Source organism: Paenibacillus sp. OV219 (assembly GCF_900110075.1).
GTDB lineage: Bacteria > Bacillota > Bacilli > Paenibacillales > Paenibacillaceae > Paenibacillus_Z.
Genome location: NZ_FOCJ01000006.1, coordinates 303,523 through 320,863 on the forward strand (window position 1 = coordinate 303,523; position 17,341 = coordinate 320,863).

The 17,341-nt window shown below is 50.0% G+C and carries 17 protein-coding genes; 12 read left to right on the top strand and 5 right to left on the bottom strand.

Going from position 1 to position 17,341, the window contains the following annotated elements; genetic code table 11:
* Nucleotides 1–120: 120 nt before the first annotated feature.
* Nucleotides 121–600, bottom strand: a complete 480-nt coding sequence (locus BMY11_RS17135; RefSeq protein WP_090578651.1) for a hypothetical protein — start codon at nucleotides 598–600, stop codon at nucleotides 121–123.
* Nucleotides 601–809: 209 nt separating this feature from the next.
* Here BMY11_RS17135 and BMY11_RS17140 point away from each other — a divergent pair, with 209 nt between their 5' ends.
* Entirely contained in the window at nucleotides 810–1,115 is a 306-nt protein-coding gene (locus tag BMY11_RS17140; RefSeq protein WP_090578654.1) for a YunC family protein, read from the top strand.
* A gap of 86 nt (nucleotides 1,116–1,201) precedes the next feature.
* On the opposite strand, the gene mtnA is transcribed toward BMY11_RS17140, so the two are convergent.
* On the bottom strand, nucleotides 1,202–2,266 hold the full coding sequence (gene mtnA / locus BMY11_RS17145) for an S-methyl-5-thioribose-1-phosphate isomerase (protein WP_090578657.1): 1,065 nt from the start codon (nucleotides 2,264–2,266) through the stop codon (nucleotides 1,202–1,204).
* Nucleotides 2,267–2,290: 24 nt separating this feature from the next.
* A complete protein-coding gene (gene mtnK, locus BMY11_RS17150; protein WP_090578660.1) occupies nucleotides 2,291–3,511 on the bottom strand; it encodes an S-methyl-5-thioribose kinase in 1,221 nt (406 codons plus the stop codon).
* 153 nt (nucleotides 3,512–3,664) lie between these two features.
* Here mtnK and BMY11_RS17155 point away from each other — a divergent pair, with 153 nt between their 5' ends.
* From BMY11_RS17155 to sufB, 6 genes are all read left to right on the top strand, one after another.
* Complete coding sequence (locus tag BMY11_RS17155) at nucleotides 3,665–4,252, top strand: DUF1802 family protein (RefSeq protein WP_090578663.1); 588 nt, start codon at nucleotides 3,665–3,667, stop codon at nucleotides 4,250–4,252.
* 220 nt (nucleotides 4,253–4,472) lie between these two features.
* Entirely contained in the window at nucleotides 4,473–5,252 is a 780-nt protein-coding gene (sufC, locus tag BMY11_RS17160) for a Fe-S cluster assembly ATPase SufC (protein WP_090578666.1), read from the top strand.
* Between the two features lie 20 nt (nucleotides 5,253–5,272).
* Nucleotides 5,273–6,580, top strand: coding sequence for a Fe-S cluster assembly protein SufD (sufD, locus tag BMY11_RS17165; protein WP_090578668.1), 1,308 nt, complete (start codon nucleotides 5,273–5,275; stop codon nucleotides 6,578–6,580).
* Nucleotides 6,577–7,803 carry a cysteine desulfurase gene (locus tag BMY11_RS17170; RefSeq protein WP_090578671.1) on the top strand — a complete coding sequence of 409 codons (1,227 nt, stop codon included), beginning with the start codon at nucleotides 6,577–6,579 and terminating at the stop codon, nucleotides 7,801–7,803. Before sufD ends, BMY11_RS17170 begins: the two co-directional genes overlap by 4 nt.
* Nucleotides 7,790–8,215, top strand: a complete 426-nt coding sequence (gene sufU, locus BMY11_RS17175) for a Fe-S cluster assembly sulfur transfer protein SufU (protein ID WP_090578674.1) — start codon at nucleotides 7,790–7,792, stop codon at nucleotides 8,213–8,215. The genes BMY11_RS17170 and sufU overlap by 14 nt, the downstream gene beginning before the upstream one ends.
* 38 nt (nucleotides 8,216–8,253) lie before the next feature.
* Nucleotides 8,254–9,651 carry a Fe-S cluster assembly protein SufB gene (sufB, locus tag BMY11_RS17180; RefSeq protein ID WP_090578677.1) on the top strand — a complete coding sequence of 466 codons (1,398 nt, stop codon included), beginning with the start codon at nucleotides 8,254–8,256 and terminating at the stop codon, nucleotides 9,649–9,651.
* Nucleotides 9,652–10,053: 402 nt separating this feature from the next.
* Here the strand turns inward: sufB and BMY11_RS17185 are convergent, their stop codons facing one another.
* Together BMY11_RS17185 and BMY11_RS29600 are read right to left on the bottom strand one after the other, a co-directional pair.
* On the bottom strand, nucleotides 10,054–11,109 hold the full coding sequence (locus BMY11_RS17185) for an HD-GYP domain-containing protein (protein ID WP_090578680.1): 1,056 nt from the start codon (nucleotides 11,107–11,109) through the stop codon (nucleotides 10,054–10,056).
* Between the two features lie 141 nt (nucleotides 11,110–11,250).
* The gene (locus BMY11_RS29600; RefSeq protein ID WP_090578683.1) at nucleotides 11,251–11,988 is read right to left on the bottom strand and encodes a molybdenum cofactor biosynthesis protein; all 738 of its coding nucleotides are present in this window, start codon (nucleotides 11,986–11,988) and stop codon (nucleotides 11,251–11,253) included.
* Between the two features lie 122 nt (nucleotides 11,989–12,110).
* Here BMY11_RS29600 and moaA point away from each other — a divergent pair, with 122 nt between their 5' ends.
* The 5 genes from moaA (at nucleotide 12,111) to BMY11_RS17215 (ending at nucleotide 17,249) form a co-directional block, all read left to right on the top strand.
* On the top strand, nucleotides 12,111–13,112 hold the full coding sequence (gene moaA / locus BMY11_RS17195; RefSeq protein WP_090578686.1) for a GTP 3',8-cyclase MoaA: 1,002 nt from the start codon (nucleotides 12,111–12,113) through the stop codon (nucleotides 13,110–13,112).
* Nucleotides 13,113–13,151: 39 nt separating this feature from the next.
* Nucleotides 13,152–13,634, top strand: coding sequence for a molybdopterin-binding protein (locus BMY11_RS17200; RefSeq protein WP_090578688.1), 483 nt, complete (start codon nucleotides 13,152–13,154; stop codon nucleotides 13,632–13,634).
* A 23-nt stretch (nucleotides 13,635–13,657) separates the two neighbouring features.
* Nucleotides 13,658–15,100, top strand: a complete 1,443-nt coding sequence (locus BMY11_RS17205; protein WP_090578691.1) for a bifunctional metallophosphatase/5'-nucleotidase — start codon at nucleotides 13,658–13,660, stop codon at nucleotides 15,098–15,100.
* A 51-nt stretch (nucleotides 15,101–15,151) separates the two neighbouring features.
* Nucleotides 15,152–16,003 (top strand): undecaprenyl-diphosphate phosphatase, encoded by an 852-nt coding sequence (locus BMY11_RS17210; protein WP_090578694.1) that lies wholly within the window; start codon nucleotides 15,152–15,154, stop codon nucleotides 16,001–16,003.
* Between the two features lie 130 nt (nucleotides 16,004–16,133).
* Nucleotides 16,134–17,249, top strand: coding sequence for an HD-GYP domain-containing protein (locus BMY11_RS17215; protein ID WP_090578697.1), 1,116 nt, complete (start codon nucleotides 16,134–16,136; stop codon nucleotides 17,247–17,249).
* Nucleotides 17,250–17,341 lie beyond the last annotated feature (92 nt).

The window sequence follows — 17,341 nt, forward strand, 5'->3', positions numbered from 1 at the left end:
TCCACTTATTTTGACAGCAGACGACATGATTATCAATACCTATGTCGAAAGTCCTTGCATTGTGGCAAAAGAAAAAGCCAAGTGCGCTTATTCGGCGCAGGCTCGGCTTCAAGGATCGTCTTATACAAACTCTTCAATTTCGAGAAGCGTAAACGCATAGACCTGCTTCTCATCGACATGGTAGACGGTTATCATCTGTGACGCTTCATCCAGGTTAATGATGCGGCAAGGCATGCTTAGCTTCTTCCCGAAGCCTTTGTTCGCCGTTAGCCGGATTAAACGGTTCTCAGCGATACAAGCCTTAATTCGTTCCGTACTAAAGGTCAAATTAGATTCAGGAGCCGCTGCGGCAGCTTCAGCTTTCTGGCCTGCTTTCGATGCTTTAGTGTCCTTCGGCTTATTCGCAGCGCTTGTTTCAAGCGTCTCGATCAGGCGGCCAAGCTCAATGCCGGATTGAATGCGAAAATCCGCAAATCCCGCTTGGTTCAGCGCATGAAGCAGCCTTTCCATCGCAATCGCGTTGCTGTCACCTTGCACGAGAATGTCAACATTGAATAAATGAGCGGATGTTTGCTTTTGAAGTTTATCTGATTGATTCATTGTGCCACTCCATGACGTCATAAAGTATTCTAACTATATCATTATCGCTACCAATATTATAGTGTCCCGAATTGATTTTTTGCAGTAAAAAGCAGGCGCGTTGGTCAGGCTGACGCCAACACTCACTAGCAAGCGCGAGCATATAGTGAAAAGGAAAATATAACGATGAGCAAAAGTGCGGCTGGCGGTTAGAAGGAGGTGGTTTTCGTTTGATGCGGATGGTTCCAATTGTGCTCGCAGACAATACAACTGTTCTTGGCGTAGAAGTGCTTCTGCCCAAAACAACTTTGCTTGCGGTGACGACGGATAAAGGCTACATTATGTGCGGAGCACTCGATGTCTCGCTTCTGAATGAACGGTTGAAAGATAGAGGCATTATTGCGGGGCGTGCAGTCGGTGTCAAAACGCTGGAAGAGCTGATGGCTGCGCCGCTTGAGTCAGTGACAAGCGCAGCGGAGGCGCTTGGCATAAAGCCCGGCATGAAAGGCGCGGACGCGCTGCTGTTAATGATATAGAACGATCAACATTAATAAAGGGCCGCCTCATGCAACAGCATTTGCTGTTAGCTGGGCGACCCTTATTTATTTGCTTGAAGCGTGAATTAGCTGTTAAACAAATTTTTGAGGTTCACGTTATACGGAGGCTTTACAATGCCTTTCTCCGTAATAATTGCTGTTACATATTCGCTTGGCGTTACGTCGAAAGCTGGATTGAACACTTTGACGCCAACTGGCGCTGTCCGTTTGCCGAAACCTTCTGTAATTTCTTCTGCGTGGCGCTCTTCAATTGGGATCTCCGCGCCGGAAGGCGTGTTCAGATCGATCGTCGAGAGCGGACTAGCGACATAGAACGGAATGCCATGTGCTTTGGCAAGAACAGCAACGCTGTAAGTGCCGATCTTGTTCGCAACATCGCCGTTTGCGGCAACGCGGTCTGTACCGACGATAACGGCATCGATCCAGCCTTTGCTCATGACCATGCCGGCCATGTTGTCGCAGATAAGCGTAACGTCAACGCCTGCTTGCTGCAGTTCGAACGCTGTCAGTCTAGCGCCTTGCAAGACCGGACGCGTCTCGTCCGCAAACACGCGCAGATGGATGCCTTGCTCCAATGCGAGATAGAAAGGTGCGAGCGCTGTGCCATATTTCGCTGTTGCGAGTCCGCCAGCGTTGCAATGTGTCAGGACGCCCATACCGTCTTGGAATAGCGTAAGTGCATGCTCGCCGATGAGGCGGTTCGTCTCTTCGTCTTCGCTCTGAATATTAATCGCTTCTTGCAGGAGTGCTTCCTTGCATGCAGCGAGATCACTGTCGCCTGCGGCAAGAGCATTCGCGCGTGCAGTCATCCGATCAAGCGCCCAGAACAGGTTCACGGCTGTCGGGCGGGAAGTGGCAAGGTGCGCAGCTGCTTCTTTCACAGCTGTCAGCCAGGCACCAGCCTCGCTAGCATCTCGGCTACCGAGCACAACGCCATATGCAGCGGCAATGCCGATTGCTGGAGCTCCGCGTACTTTCAGATGGCGAATGGCCTCCCATACATCTTGTGTCGTTACAAGTGGAAGATAGACAATCTCTTCCGGCAGAAGACGCTGATCGAGCAAATCCAATTTCACGCCAGCCCAAATGACGGATTGTAAACCTTTATAGCTCGTTGTTTCTGTAGTCATAGTTAGTGGATTCCTACCTTTCTTTTATGCCTTAACAGCAGTCGAAGCCGAGAGAGCCGTATCGATAAGCTCATCGATAGTAGCGGCTTTGCGACTCTGCTTAATGAGTGATTTGCCGATGCTGAGCGCTAGTCGCTGTGCGCGCTCGCGAGCAGCTGCATCTTCGATCTTATCAATGTCCGCCACATGGGCAAGACCTACGATACGGCGAACCATTTTGCAGCCTGCGAAACCGATCGTGTCCTGCAGCAGGCGCTGCATGTAGTTCGCTTTGTAGCCTGGAGCAGCCGCAGCTAGGCGGTCAACGCCATGCGCATCCCACAGAGCAAGGAACTTACTGTGGAACTGGTTCCATACGTTCTTGATCGTCTCTAGCAAGTAGGCGCGGTACTTTTCACGCTGCGCCTCGTCGCTGTCGCGTCCTTCGCGTGCCGCATAGTTCAGCAGCAGGTTGGCGATAACGGCGCCGATGTCAAAGCCCATTGGGCCATAGTAGGCGAACTCTGGATCGATAACCTTCGTCGATTCCGGTGTGATGAAGATGCTGCCTGTATGCAAGTCACCGTGGAGCAGCGCCTGCGATTGTGTCAGGAATTTCTCGCGGAGCAGAGCTACTTCAAGATGGAGCTCGCCGTCATTCCAGAGAGCTTCCGCTGCATCGCGAATCGAATCTTCAAAGCTGTTCGTATCGGCATTCGTATAAGGGTCGTCGAAGATAAGATCTTCGGTGATTTTGCAAAGCTCTGGATTGATGAAGCTTGCCATGCGCAGCTTCTTCTCCTGTTGATTATGTCCAAGATCCGAGGTATAAAATAGCGTCTGCGCCATGAAGCTCGAGATATGATCGGCAAACAGCGGATAACGTCCGCCATTAATCAGTCCCTGCCTCATGATGACATGGTCACTGAGGTCTTCCATTATCGTTAGCGCAAGGTCCTTGTCGTATAGATATACGGATGGAACAAGTCCTGGAGCAAGCTTGCCTTCGAGAATAAGAGCTTCACTCTCAATACGCGCGCGGTCGAGCGTGAGCGGCCATGATTCTCCGACTACTTTGGCATAAGGGAGTGCCTGCTTCATAATAATGCTGCTGCCCGTTGCTGGATCGGAAATATGGAACACCAAATTCAAGTTACCATCGCCGATTTCACGGCATTTCAGCTCAGCGCCTGGGGCAAAAACACCATCAAGCGTACGAGCGATTTCGATCGCTTCTGCTTCGTTTAACGGATGATACGTAGACATCTATAGCACACCTCCGGGTCGTAATAATGATTCGAGCTAGACTGCCATGTGTAGGCTGATCCGCAAATATGTATAGTATAGCGAATTTTTTCGCTTTCGAACACCTGGATTTGCTATAATGGATGTTATTGCGATGAAACGGAGGGGAAATAAGTGAATAATGGATTCGATCAAGAGCAGCCGGTCGCGCTTAAAGAGTGGGCGGTCGCGGTGAAAGCGTTGACCGAGGGGAAACAAATTATCGTCCTACGCAAAGGCGGCATCGCGGAGGAAACGCGAGATTTTCAGCTAAAGGCACCTCGTTTCTATCTAATGCCCGCTTACGAGCATCAGCGGCCTGAGCTGCTCAAGGAGCCGTATCGGGACGATGTGCGTGAGCTGATGGCGTCATGGCAGCCGAATGCGGCAACGGTTGAGATTAACGCAGTCGCGGAAGCCGTGGACGACATCGAGATTCTCGATCAGGACACACTTCGTCTGTTAGATGAGTATCATATTTGGACAGATACTTTCGCAGATGAGAGGCTCAAATGGAAGAAGACGAAACCGCTGCATTTGTTGCTGCTTCGGGTAAGCAAGCTGGAGCGGCCAGTTCTACTGCCGATGCAAGACCATTTTAACGGATGCAAATCATGGGTGGATCTTGGCCATACTTTCGAAGGCGTGAAAGCGCAACCTGTCTTGAGTGACAAGGAGTTTGAGGCGCAGGTGGAGCAGATACGCAGCAAGATTGTGCGGTAATCTGTACAAGCTGGGCGTGATTGAAGGTGCAGGCTCATTGATTTCGAACGAAAACTATACTAATATATAATTGAGAATCACTGAGAATCAATTTAGAATAATTATAAAAGAGGAATTGTTTCAATAAATGCATTTCAGAAATTACCGCCTTTACTGAGGCGGGTTTCGTTCGTGCAGGGCAGAGACATTCGTCGTAACCATCTGGAGGGAGCAGTTTACCATGGCAACACATTTTAAGATCGATGGTCTCAAAGCGGCCATTGACGGTAAAGAAATTTTGAAAGGCCTTAGCCTAGAAATTAAAGGTGGCGAAGTTCATGCAATCATGGGACCAAACGGTACTGGTAAAAGTACGCTCGCGTCTTCGCTTATGGGTCATCCTAAATATGAAGTAACGAGCGGGGAAGTTTCGCTGAACGGTGAAGATGTGCTGGAGATGGCTGTAGATGAGCGCGCTCGCGCAGGCCTGTTCCTGGCTATGCAATACCCAAGCGAAATTAGCGGCGTAACGAACTCCGACTTCCTTCGCAGTGCAATTAACGCACGCCGTGAAGAAGGCAAGGAAATCTCGCTGATCAAATTCATCCGCCTAATGGAAGGCAAGATGAAAGAGCTTGAGATGAACCCAGAGTTCATGCACCGTTACTTGAACGAAGGCTTCTCCGGCGGCGAGAAGAAACGTAACGAAATTCTTCAAATGATGATGCTTGATCCGTCTATCGTTATTCTTGACGAGATTGACTCGGGTCTTGATATCGATGCTTTGAAAATCGTTGCGAACGGCGTTAACGCTATGCGTTCCGAAGATCGCGGCTTCTTGATCATCACGCACTATCAACGGTTGCTCGACTACATTAAACCAGACTTCGTTCACGTTATGATGCAAGGTCGCATCGTGAAGTCCGGCGGACCAGAGCTCGCTGAGCGTCTGGAAAGCGAAGGCTACGATTGGGTGAAAGAAGAACTCGGCATCGTAGACGAAACAGTCGGACAGGTTTAATCGGAGGAGGAGCAAGTGAAATGAGTACACAACTATCAACTCCGGTTAACCGCCAGACAGTTTCTGCTTTATCGCAAAGCAAAGGCGAGCCGGCATGGCTTGAAGAAGTAAGAACGAAGGGCGCCGAGCTGGCTGAAACGCTGGAATGGCCGACCCCGGAGAAGGTCCGTATCAGCCGCTGGAACTTGACGGCGATTGGTAATCATAAGGCAGAAGCTGCGATTGCATCCGTAGATGAGCTTCCTGAAACAGTTCGCGAATTGGCGGCACAGGATCAGGCTGGACTTGTTGTACAGCGCAATTCCTCATGCGTGCTTCGCAAACTATCCGCTGAGCTTGCAGCGAAGGGCGTTATCTTCACTGACTTGGAGACAGCTGCTCGTGAACACAGCGACCTTGTGAAAAAGTATCTGTTCAGTGTGGTACCTCAGGATGAGAACAAATTGACGGCACTCCACTCCGCGATCTGGAATGGCGGGGTGTTCCTATACGTACCAAAGAACGTGGAAGTTGAATTGCCGCTACAAGCGCTGTTCATCAGCGACGATGCTTCGGCTGCTTTCGCTCCACGCGTTCTGCTCGTTGCAGACAGTCACAGCCGTGTCACTTACGTTGACAATGTTGTGAGCACATACAGCGATGCTGCAGCTGCGATCACGAAGCCGACGATTGTGGAAGTCATCGTGAAGCCTGGTGCAACTGTACGTTATGCAACGGTGCACCATATGGCAGATAATGTAGTAGATCTAACTATTCGCCGTGCTGTCGTTGAGAATGACGGCCGTGTCGAGTGGGTTATCGGCGATCTGCATGACGGCCACACTTTGTCCGATACGCAATCCCTTATGAAGGGCAATGGCTCGAGCTCTGATGCGAAAGTCATCAGTATCGGATCAGGTAATCAGCAGATGAGTCTGACAACAGGCGCGGTTCACTTCGGACGCAGCACAGAGAGCAACATGGTAACTCGTGCCGTCATGAAAGAGCAAGCGACTGCGATCATCAATGGCATTACGAAGATCGAGAAAGGCGCTACGAAGGCGGGTGGGTTCCAGACAGAGAAAGTTCTCATGCTGAGCCCGAAAGCGCGCGGCGACGCGAATCCGATTCTGCTCATCGACGAAGATGATGTTAAAGCCGGACACGCAGCAAGCGTCGGTCAAGTGAACCCGGAGCAAGTGTACTACCTCATGTCCCGCGGTATTTCAAAAGCGGAAGCGGAGCGTTTAATTATATATGGTTTCTTGGCCCCAGTCGTTTCGGAAATTCCGGTTGATGCGGTCAGAGAACAGCTCCAGCGTCTGCTGGAAAGGAAGCTGGAAGGATGAATGTACAAGCGATCAGGGAGCAATTTCCGATCCTTCATCAAACGATAAACGGGCATCCGCTCGTTTACTTGGACAGCGCGGCGACTTCACAGAAGCCGCGTTCCGTCATTGATGCCGTTAACCGCTATTATGAGCATGACAATGCAAATGTGCACCGCGGCGTTCATACGCTCGGTTCGCGAGCAACGGATGCTTACGAAGGCGCGCGTGAGAAAGTAGCGAAGTTTCTGAATGCGGCAAGTCCGCAGGAGATTATTTTCACACGCGGTACTACAACAGCGCTAAACATTGTCGCTTCGAGTTATGCGAGAGCGGTTTGCGGCGAGGGTGATGAGATCGTCATTACGCAGATGGAGCATCACTCCAATCTCATCCCTTGGCAGCAAGTTGCCAAAGCAACCGGCGCGACGCTTAAATATATTCCGCTTGAGCAAGATGGTTCTATCAAGCTTGAGAACGTGGAAGCGACAATTACAGAACGTACGAAGGTCGTATCTGTGATGTATGTTTCGAACGTGCTTGGCGTTGTAAATCCGATTAAAGAAATTACAGAGATTGCACACAAGAACGGCGCTGTTATGGTTGTCGACGGGGCACAAAGCACACCGCATATGAAGGTGGACGTTCGTGATCTCAATTGTGATTTCTACGTATTCTCCGGCCACAAGATGTGTGCTCCTACCGGAATCGGTGCACTGTATGGCAAGAAAGCGCTGCTTGAAGCGATGGAGCCGATTGAGTTCGGCGGCGAAATGATTGATTTCGTTGATCTGCACGATTCGACCTGGAAAGAGCTTCCTTGGAAGTTCGAGGGCGGCACACCGATCATTGCAGGCGCAGTCGGCCTCGGCGCAGCGATTGACTTCCTGAACGAAATTGGCCTTGATGCAATCGAACAGCATGAGCACAAGCTTGCGTCTTACGCTTATGACCGTTTGAGCACGATAGATGGCATTTCGATCTTTGGACCTAAGCAGAACCGCGCTGGTCTTGTAACGTTCAACCTGAATGATGTTCATCCGCATGACGTTGCGACTGTGCTTGATACGAAGGGCATTGCCGTTCGTGCCGGACATCACTGCTGCCAGCCTCTCATGCGCTATCTGAATGTTTCTTCTACGGCTAGAGCAAGCTTTTATTTATACAATACCGAAGAGGACGTTGACCGTCTGGTCGATGGCCTTACGCAAACAAAGGAGTTCTTCGGTCATGGAATTGGATGATTTATACCGCCGCGTGATCATGGATCATTACAAAAATCCACGCAACCGCGGAACGCTGGATGAGGAATCGGTAACGGTCAACCTCAATAACCCGACCTGCGGCGATCGCATCAGCCTACAGCTTCAAGTGGAAGGAGGCATCGTCAAGCAGGCCAAATTTACAGGTGAAGGATGCTCGATCAGCATGTCTTCGGCATCCATGATGACCGAAGCAGTAACTGGTAAGACGACGGAGGAAGCGCTTGAGCTTGCTGAACGTTTCTCCACCTTCATCAAAGGCGAACCTGCTGAGTTTGAAGAGCTTGAGGATATCGAAGCTCTCTCTGGCGTCAGCAAGTTCCCGGCTAGAATCAAATGTGCAACACTCTCCTGGAACGCACTGCGCAAAGGAATTGAACATCAGAATCAATAATCACGCGGGTGACCGCGTACGATAGGAGGCTTTTACTTATGGCAAAGGAAATGCCTGATTTAGAAGATTATAAATATGGCTTTCGCGACGAGCATAAGGCGATTTTCCAGTCTGGTAAAGGGCTGACGCCTGAGATTGTTCGTACAATCTCGGAAATTAAAGGCGAGCCGGAATGGATGCTTGAGTTCCGTTTGAAATCGTTGGAGCAATTCTACAAGATGCCGATGCCGAAGTGGGGCGGCAACATGGATGATCTGGATTTCGATGATATCCAGTACTATGTTCGTCCTTCCGAGAAGCAAGGCAAGACTTGGGAAGAGGTTCCAACTGAAATTAAAGAAACGTTCGACAAGCTCGGTATTCCTGAAGCGGAGCAGAAGTTCCTCGCAGGTGTATCCGCTCAATACGAATCTGAAGTTGTTTACCACAGCATGCAAGAGGATCTCGAGAAGCAAGGCGTTATCTTCACGGATACGGACTCTGCGCTTCGCGATTATCCAGAGCTGTTCAGAGAATACTTCGGAACAATCATCCCGCCAGCGGACAACAAGTTCGCAGCGCTTAACAGTGCGGTATGGTCCGGGGGCAGCTTCATCTACGTGCCAAAAGGCGTGAAGTGTGAAATTCCGCTGCAAGCTTACTTCCGAATCAACTCCGAGAACATGGGTCAATTCGAGCGTACACTGATTATTGCGGACGAAGACAGCTTCGTTCACTATGTAGAAGGCTGTACAGCTCCGATCTATAGCACGAACTCGCTTCACAGCGCAGTCGTTGAAATTCTCGTACTGAAGAACGCTCGTTGCCGCTATACAACGATCCAGAACTGGGCGCCGAACATCTACAACCTCGTTACAAAGCGTGCGGTTGCAGATGAGAACGCGACGATGGAATGGGTTGATGGCAACATCGGTTCGAAGTTGACGATGAAATATCCAGCAGTTGTGCTCAGAGGCCGCGGCGCGAAAGGTATGGTTCTGTCGATCGCAGTAGCGGGCAAAGGCCAGCACCAAGACGCAGGCGCGAAGATGACGCACCTTGCACCGGATACAACTTCGACAATCATATCGAAGTCGATCAGTAAGCACGGTGGTAAAGTAACTTACCGTGGTTTGGCGTCGTTCGGCCGAAATTCCGAAGGCTCCAAAGCGAACATCAAGTGCGATACGCTCATTCTTGATAATGAGTCGACTTCGGACACAATTCCGTACAACGAAATTATGAACGACAACATTACGCTTGAGCACGAAGCGACCGTATCCAAGGTATCCGAGGATCAGCTCTTCTACCTGATGAGCCGCGGTCTGAGTGAAGCGGAAGCGACACAAATGATCGTTATGGGCTTCATCGAGCCATTCACGAAAGAATTGCCGATGGAATATGCGGTTGAGATGAACCGTCTCATCAAGTTCGAAATGGAAGGCTCGATTGGTTAAACATTTCCGCTGCGCATGTTGGATGTTCTTACGATCGCTGTTGTACTCGGATTCCTTGAACAAGTTTATAAAGTTGGAAACCGAGTACAAAGGCGTACGCTGACGCTTCTTCAGAATCATTCGACCTGCTCCGCTCTTGTTTAACCGTAGTGGTAAAAGCAAAAACAAATAACTCCGAACCACGCTGCTCGATGCAGCTTACGGTTCGGAGTTTTGTTTTTTTTATAACAAGCAGTTGCGCCAAAATGTGTAGCGTGTCCCGACAGGGACGAGAAAGCGAGCACAAGCACGACGTTGAAAAGGAGCTGCAATAAGCAGCTCCTTCCGCCAAACCTTCCGGGTATCCAGAGGGTTGGTAACCCTTGGGGTCCCCTCCTAGGGGGATTTAGGGGGTAGTGACTTCTATATCGTAATATGTTTTACTTCCAGATCGCGCTCGATAGACAGGTCGATGAATTGATCCTCGACGCGTATAAGAGGGCGGAAGTAATCCGTTGGATGCGTCATAACAATCGTTCCGGTCTCACCGGAGACAAGCTCGACTTGTTTGCCGATGAAATTTGGGATCATATGCTTGATGAATGTGTGCGCCGTGTGTGGATCAAGTTCACTGAAGCTCATTCGATGCAGCTCTCTCAAGACGATCAATAAGTCGCGTTTCTTTTGGTATACACGTGAAGAGATCATGGCGCTATACACATCGGCTACGGCAACGATTTTGGCTACCGGATCCATCTGCTCGCCTGCTAATCGATTCGGATAACCGGTTCCGTCTATTCGTTCGTGATGCTGCAACGCAACCGTTGAGGCTATCGATTCGCCAAACGATTCGATAATGATTTTGTGTCCGTACACGGTATGCTTCTTAATCATTTCGAATTCGTCATTGGACAGCTTGGATGGCTTGTTCAGGATATCGTCGGTAATTTGACATTTGCCGATATCATGAAGGAACCCGGCTTGTCCAATCTTCACCGTTTCTTTCTCATCATATCCAAGCCAACCCGCTAAGTAGTAGGATAACATGCCAACCTGCACGGAGTGCTGATACGTATAATCGTCCTTTGTATTAAGCAATAGCAGCATCGATACAACATCGCGTTCGAGCTTGAACGTATCGACCAAGGGCTGGAACATTTGATCGACGTCGTCTTCATTGATTACGCCATTCTGATAGGCGTCGAGAAACAGCTGTTCACATCCGTTAACCGCATCCTGATAGATCGGCGTTACGGTCGGCAGCCACTTCGGACTGAGCCCGCTTTCAATAGTTCGAATGGAAACTTCCGTAAATAACCTCGTATCAATATCAACATAATCTATGTGATGCTGAATTAGCTTGGAAATTTCTTTCATTTGCAGGCTTGTGCCGCTAGAAAGCACGTGAAGCCCATAAGAGTTGAAAATGTCGGTGCTTAGGATGTCTCCCTCTTTAAGCTCGGTCACATGAATTCTCATAATCCACCTCGAATGGCACATCAAATATGAAGGAAATGATAAGACCATGGTAGCAATAAAATGGAAAAATGGCAATAAGAGTGTAAAAGAAGCAGTGCTCCAGACGCAAAATCGCGACCATAGCACTGCTTTTTGATAAGACTAAAGTTGCGGTGTTGTCGGGTTCCAGGGGCCCTGCTGATGGCCTTTCCATTCGGAACCGTCTTCCCATATTTCTTTCTTCCAGATGGGGACGATCTGTTTAAGTCTCTCGATCGCATAGCGGCTTGCTTCATAACAGGCGTCACGATGAGGCGCTGATACTGCTATGACGACGCTGATCTCGGCAATATCGACAAGTCCAATCCGGTGCGCAATGGCACATAATGCACCAGGCCAGCGCTCCGTAATCTCAGAGCCGATCTGTTCGAGTGTTTTCACCGCCATCGGGACATAGGCTTCGTATTCAAGGCGTACGGTGCGGGCACCGTGTGTCCATTCGCGTGTCGTGCCGGTAAACGTTAGCGCCGCTCCATTGTTAGGTACAATGACGAGCGCAGTGACCGCATCGACAGACAATGGCTCGGCTGTAACCACATATTTGGGTTGTTCAGCAGTAGAAGCGGCTAGGTCGATTATCTGCTCTTCGCCCCCCGATACTGGAGGAAGCAATGCAAGCTCATCTTCTACTTGAATCGTTTGGTCATCTACCGCATAGGCTTGATTACACGCCATAAACGAGACGGATAGAAGTGAAGCGTGAGCAGGGTAGCGGCTCATAAACTCTTGCTTCAGCTCGAGTACCGTGAGTGTAGCTTTCTCAAGGGTTAAAGAAAGTGTAGCTTGGCCGAAACGCTCGGATAATCCAGCAAACAGATGTATATTCCAATTTACAGACATGTTGTTTATCCTCTCGGATCTTAATGTTAATGGTCTCCATAGCATACCATAATGGGTTTAAAAATGTTATGCTAGAGTATAGAGACTTTAGCACTTTGATGGCATGGAAAGGAGTGAGGGCTATGGCTGCATTAACGGATCGTTTTGGGCGTGTGCACGATTATTTGCGCATCTCAGTGACCGATCGGTGCAATTTGCGCTGTCTGTACTGTATGCCTGAGGAAGGCATGAAATTCGAGCCTGCGGAAAACTTACTCAGCTACGACCAAATTACAGAAATCGTTCGCGTTGGAGCTAAGCTAGGGATTGCCAAGCTGCGGATTACTGGAGGAGAGCCGCTTGTGCGTCCGGGCTTGGCGGAATTAATCGGCCAGCTCTCAAGCATTCCCGGCATTCGGGATATTTCACTAACAACAAACGGGGTACTGCTTGCGGACCAAGCGGAGGCATTGCGAGCTGCAGGCCTCAATCGAGTCAATATTAGCCTCGATACGCTGGATCCAGCACGTTTCAAGTTTATTGCGCGCCGTGGTGATCTGCACCGAGTGATGCAGGGCATTGAAGCGGCTGCAAAAGTTGGCTTCGCGCCGATCAAACTAAACTGTGTGCTGTTAAAAGGCGTCAACGAGGACGAAATCGCCTCATTCCTCAAGATGGCTGCCGAGCAGCCGCTTCATGTACGGTTTATCGAATACATGCCAATTGGTCATGCGGATGACAATTGGCGCAATCATTATTTGCCGCTGTCGCGAGTCCTTGAGATTGCAAGCGAGATTGGTCTCAGCGTAGAGCGAATCAGTGAGATCCTAGGCAACGGTCCTTCCGAGGACTATCGAATTGCAGGCGGTAAAGGGACTTTTGGTCTCATTCATCCAATCAGCGACCAGTTCTGCAAACGATGCAACAGGCTTCGCTTGACGGCTGACGGCAGCATCAAGCCATGTCTCTATTGGGTCGATGAGTTGAATGTAAAGCCGGCGCTAGGCAACCCTGATGAGCTTGAGAAGGTGTTCCTGCGTGCGATGGATATTAAGCCGCTCAATCATGAGATGGCGGAGAAGCTGGCAGGCGATGCTCAGAGCCATGAGCCAACGACGCGGCGCATGTCCCAGATCGGCGGCTAACTGCGAGTAATCGTATTTGAAAAGAAGCGAGGGATTGCCATGACGGAGCAAGCAGAGACGAAGAAGATTTCAATCGCATATATCGGGCAGGAAGCGATTGCTGTAACTCCGGAGGACATGGCCTCACTTGCAGGCCGTGTCTTCCCTTTGTCAGAGCGGGTTATAGGCGGTACTGGGGAAGCGTTTGACTTCGCGGAATGGCTCAGCGCGTTCCGCAGCGGGCAAGGCGTGGCTGAAGATGCACCATTGCCGACGCATCTGAAAGTGGAAGCCGTCGATACGTTCGAGGCGCTTATTCCATGGGAGCAGCTGAAGGATGCAGCGGTTCAGTTCGCAGTAGATGGCGCGCCGCTGCCAAAAGGCGGTCCAGTACGGCTGTATGTGCCGAATGGTTCCAGTGAATGCTTAAATGTAAAAAGCGTCATTGTCTTCCGATTGCTGCATGATGAAGGTAATCGTGGCGAAGCCTCATACGGCTTTAAATCTACATTTACACCAGATGAAATGCGAATGAAGCGATAGTCCCTTATAAGCGGGAGGCCAGCATGAACGAATTAGCAACGAATGCGCCAGACGTCGTGCTGCTTCATAGCAACGACATTCACAGCCGCTTGGAGCAGGCCGCCAGGATGGCCGCGTATATAGAAGAAATACGGAGCTCTCATGGAGCCGAGCATGTGCTCACCTTGGATATCGGGGATCACATGGACCGGATGCGGGTTGAAACGGAAGCAAGCGATGGTCTTGCGAATATTGCGTTATTGAATGATGCCGGCTACGATGCCGTTACAATTGGCAACAACGAAGGGCTAACGTTTACACAGGAGCAGTTGGATGAAGCGTTTGGCAAGCATGCCCGATTTCAAACGGTGTGCGCGAACTTCTTCAATGCGGATACGAAGCAGCGACCTTCGTGGATGAGGCCCTCTACCATAATCAACAAGGCAGGGATACGCTTCGGTTTAATTGGTGTGTCCGCAGCATTCGTAGATTTCTATGGTCTGCTCGGCTGGGTTGTTACTGATCCGCTTCATGAAGTCGCTGAGCAAGTGAAGCAGCTCCGCTCTCATGTAGATGTGCTAATTATCATGTCGCATCTCGGGATTACGCTTGACCGGCGGATGGCGCAGGAGATCCCCGGCATTGATTTAATATTAGGCGGTCACACGCATCATCTGCTTGAAGAGGCGGAAGTGATTGGATCTACGCATGTGTGTGCTGCCGGGAAGTTCGGCGAGTATATGGGACGTGTCGATATTTGGTTCGATTCTGCCCTGAAGCGGCCAAGGTTCAAAGCAGTTTGTACATCGATGGAAGCACGCGCCTTGCAGCTAGAGGCGACAGCTATTATTGGTGGTTTCAAGGCGGAAGGCGAACGCCGTCTTAGCCGGATCGTCGCCGTGCTGGACGCGCCGCTGGCGCTCACGCCAGAGCGGGAGTCGCCGCTTGGTAATTTGCTCGCTGCGGGCCTAAGGCGCTGGACGAAAGCCGATATCGGCATCGTCAACGCGGGGCAGCTGCTCCGCGGCCTCGCAGCAGGCGAAGTGACAGCAGGCGACTTGCACGCGCTGTGCCCGTCGCCGATTAATCCGTGCCGGATGCAGCTGAGTGGTACGATGATCCGCCTGTCGCTCGAAGAAGCGTTGCTGCCGGAGTATATCGACAAGCCGATTCGCGGCTTTGGCTTCCGCGGGCTTGTCCTCGGCACTCTTGCTGTAGACGGATTGACGATCGAGTATATGCCGGACAATCCGGCGTTTAATAAAATCGTTACGGTCCTCGTGAACGGAGAACCGTTACTGGAAGATAAGCTGTATGTCGTCGGAACGATCGACATGTTCACGTTCGGCATCGGCTATGAGAAGATGAAGAATGGGCTGGATATCGCCTATTACTTGCCGGAGTTTATTAGGGGCGTATTAGAGGAAGAGCTTCAAGATACAGAAGCAATTGCCGATAGCCGCCGTACACGCTGGCAATCAGTATAAATTTAAAGGGTTAACGTAAGATTGATATTGTTTCAGATGCAGGAGGATCTTATGGAAAACATTATTCATGCGGTTATTTTAGGAATTGTAGAAGGCTTGACAGAGTTTCTGCCGGTTTCTTCATCCGGGCATATGATCTTAACGAACAAGCTGCTTGACATTGCTTCGGACGATCAAGCGATCGTTACTTTCGAGATTGTCATTCAGCTCGGCGCGATACTAGCAATGGCTATCGTTTACTGGAACCGGATTCTTGATCTATTCGGCCTTTCGCGCAAGCAGCAGTCTCTTGGCACGCTGTCTGCTGGACGTAGCGCATTAAAGCGCCGCAAGTTGAATCTTATTCACGTAGCGCTCGGTATCGTTCCGGCAATGGGGCTCGCTCTATTACTGAAAGACATCATTAAAGGCGAAGGCTTTAACCAGGCGCCGGTGCTCTTCTCACTCGTAGTTGGCGGTATCTATATGATCGTAGCGGAATGGCTGAATCGAACACGCCGAGTGAAAGTCGTTGCTGAGACGATGGACGATATTTCCTATAAACAGGCATTCATGATCGGACTGCTGCAATGCTTGTCTCTCTGGCCGGGCTTCTCCCGTTCGGGTTCAACGATCGCAGGGGGGATGCTGACAGGAACAAGCTATAAAGCGGCTGCGGACTTCTCCTTCCTGATGGCGATACCTATTATGGTCGCTGCGACAGGATACGAAATGCTTGATAACTACAAATACATTGAAGGCGACAACCTAATGTTCTTCATCGTCGGCTTCCTCGTTTCGTTCGTAGTAGCATGGCTCGTCATTATATTGTTCCTGCGCTTCATTCAGAAGATCAAGCTCACTCATTTTGCTATCTATCGCTTCATTCTCGCGGCGTTGTTCTGGATTTTCGTCATGAGATGAGAAAAATAACAGGTATTGTCGATGTTTGACGAATCTGTTGTTGCTCTTTTCCCATAAATCCCTTACATTAAACTTACGAGGATTATGCTCGAAATTACCAATTAATGGATGCAAGGCAGGGGTCGATACGATGCGATTATTGCCCATACAGATGTGCCGACCAGGTATGCAATTAGCCAAAAAGATTTATTCAGATGAAGGAGTCGTTCTCTTAAGTGAGAATGTCGAACTATCAGCACGGCTGATTAACCGTCTTTCTGAATGCGGGGTTCATTTCGTTTATATTCAGGACCCTCGATTGGCTGACCTTGTTATACCTGATCTTATCAGCGAAGAGACCAGACAACGGGCGCTTAGTGAAATTCGCACAAATTTCCGTGATCTAATGGATCGGCCCAATCGAAAAAGCGGTGTTACCTATCCTTATATCGCCAAGTCATTCAAGCAGATCATGGGAATGGTCATTGATGATTTGACGGGTCAGAAGGATGCAATGATTATGCTCATGAACATGGGCATTGTTGATGATTATTTATTTCAGCATTCACTGAATGTAGCCGTGTACACGACACTGCTTGGCATTGCGAACGGATACAGTAAGGACGAGCTGATGACGCTTGGCCTTGGCGCGATGCTTCATGATATTGGCAAGACGCAGATTAGCCCGAATATTCTCAAGAAGCAAGGCTCGCTTACCATTGATGAATATGAAGAGATGAAGCGGCATGCCGAGCGCGGCTATTATTTGCTGAAGGATGAGCCAAACATTCCGCTCATTGCTGCACATTGTGCGTATCAACATCATGAACGGCTTGACGGCAGCGGTTATCCACGGGGTATTAAAGGCGACCAGATTCACGAATATGCAAAGTGGATCGGGCTTGTCGACTCTTATGATGCGATGACGACAACACGAATCTATCGCAGGCCGATGCTACCGCATGAGGCGGTCGAGTCGTTGTATGCAGGGACGGGCACGCTGTATGAACAGCGTATGCTTCAGCTGTTTCGGGATAAGGTTGCGATCTATCCGCTCGGCATAACCGTTAAGCTGCATACAGGGGAACTCGGCGTCGTTGTCGATATTAATTCCTCTTGTCCGCATCGCCCGGTTGTGCGCGTGCTGAATAATGAGAACGGCGAACAGTTGAATGCGCCATACGAGCTGGATCTGTCGACGCAGCTGACAACGATGATTGTCGGCGTGAACGATGATCCGCATTTGCCGGAAGCTTCCGGCACGTAAGGATTACGATTCCACTTTTTTATACGAGATGACAGAGGAGCCGATGAGGCTCCTTTTTTCTGGATCGCTCAATTGGAGAGGTCAACAGGTTT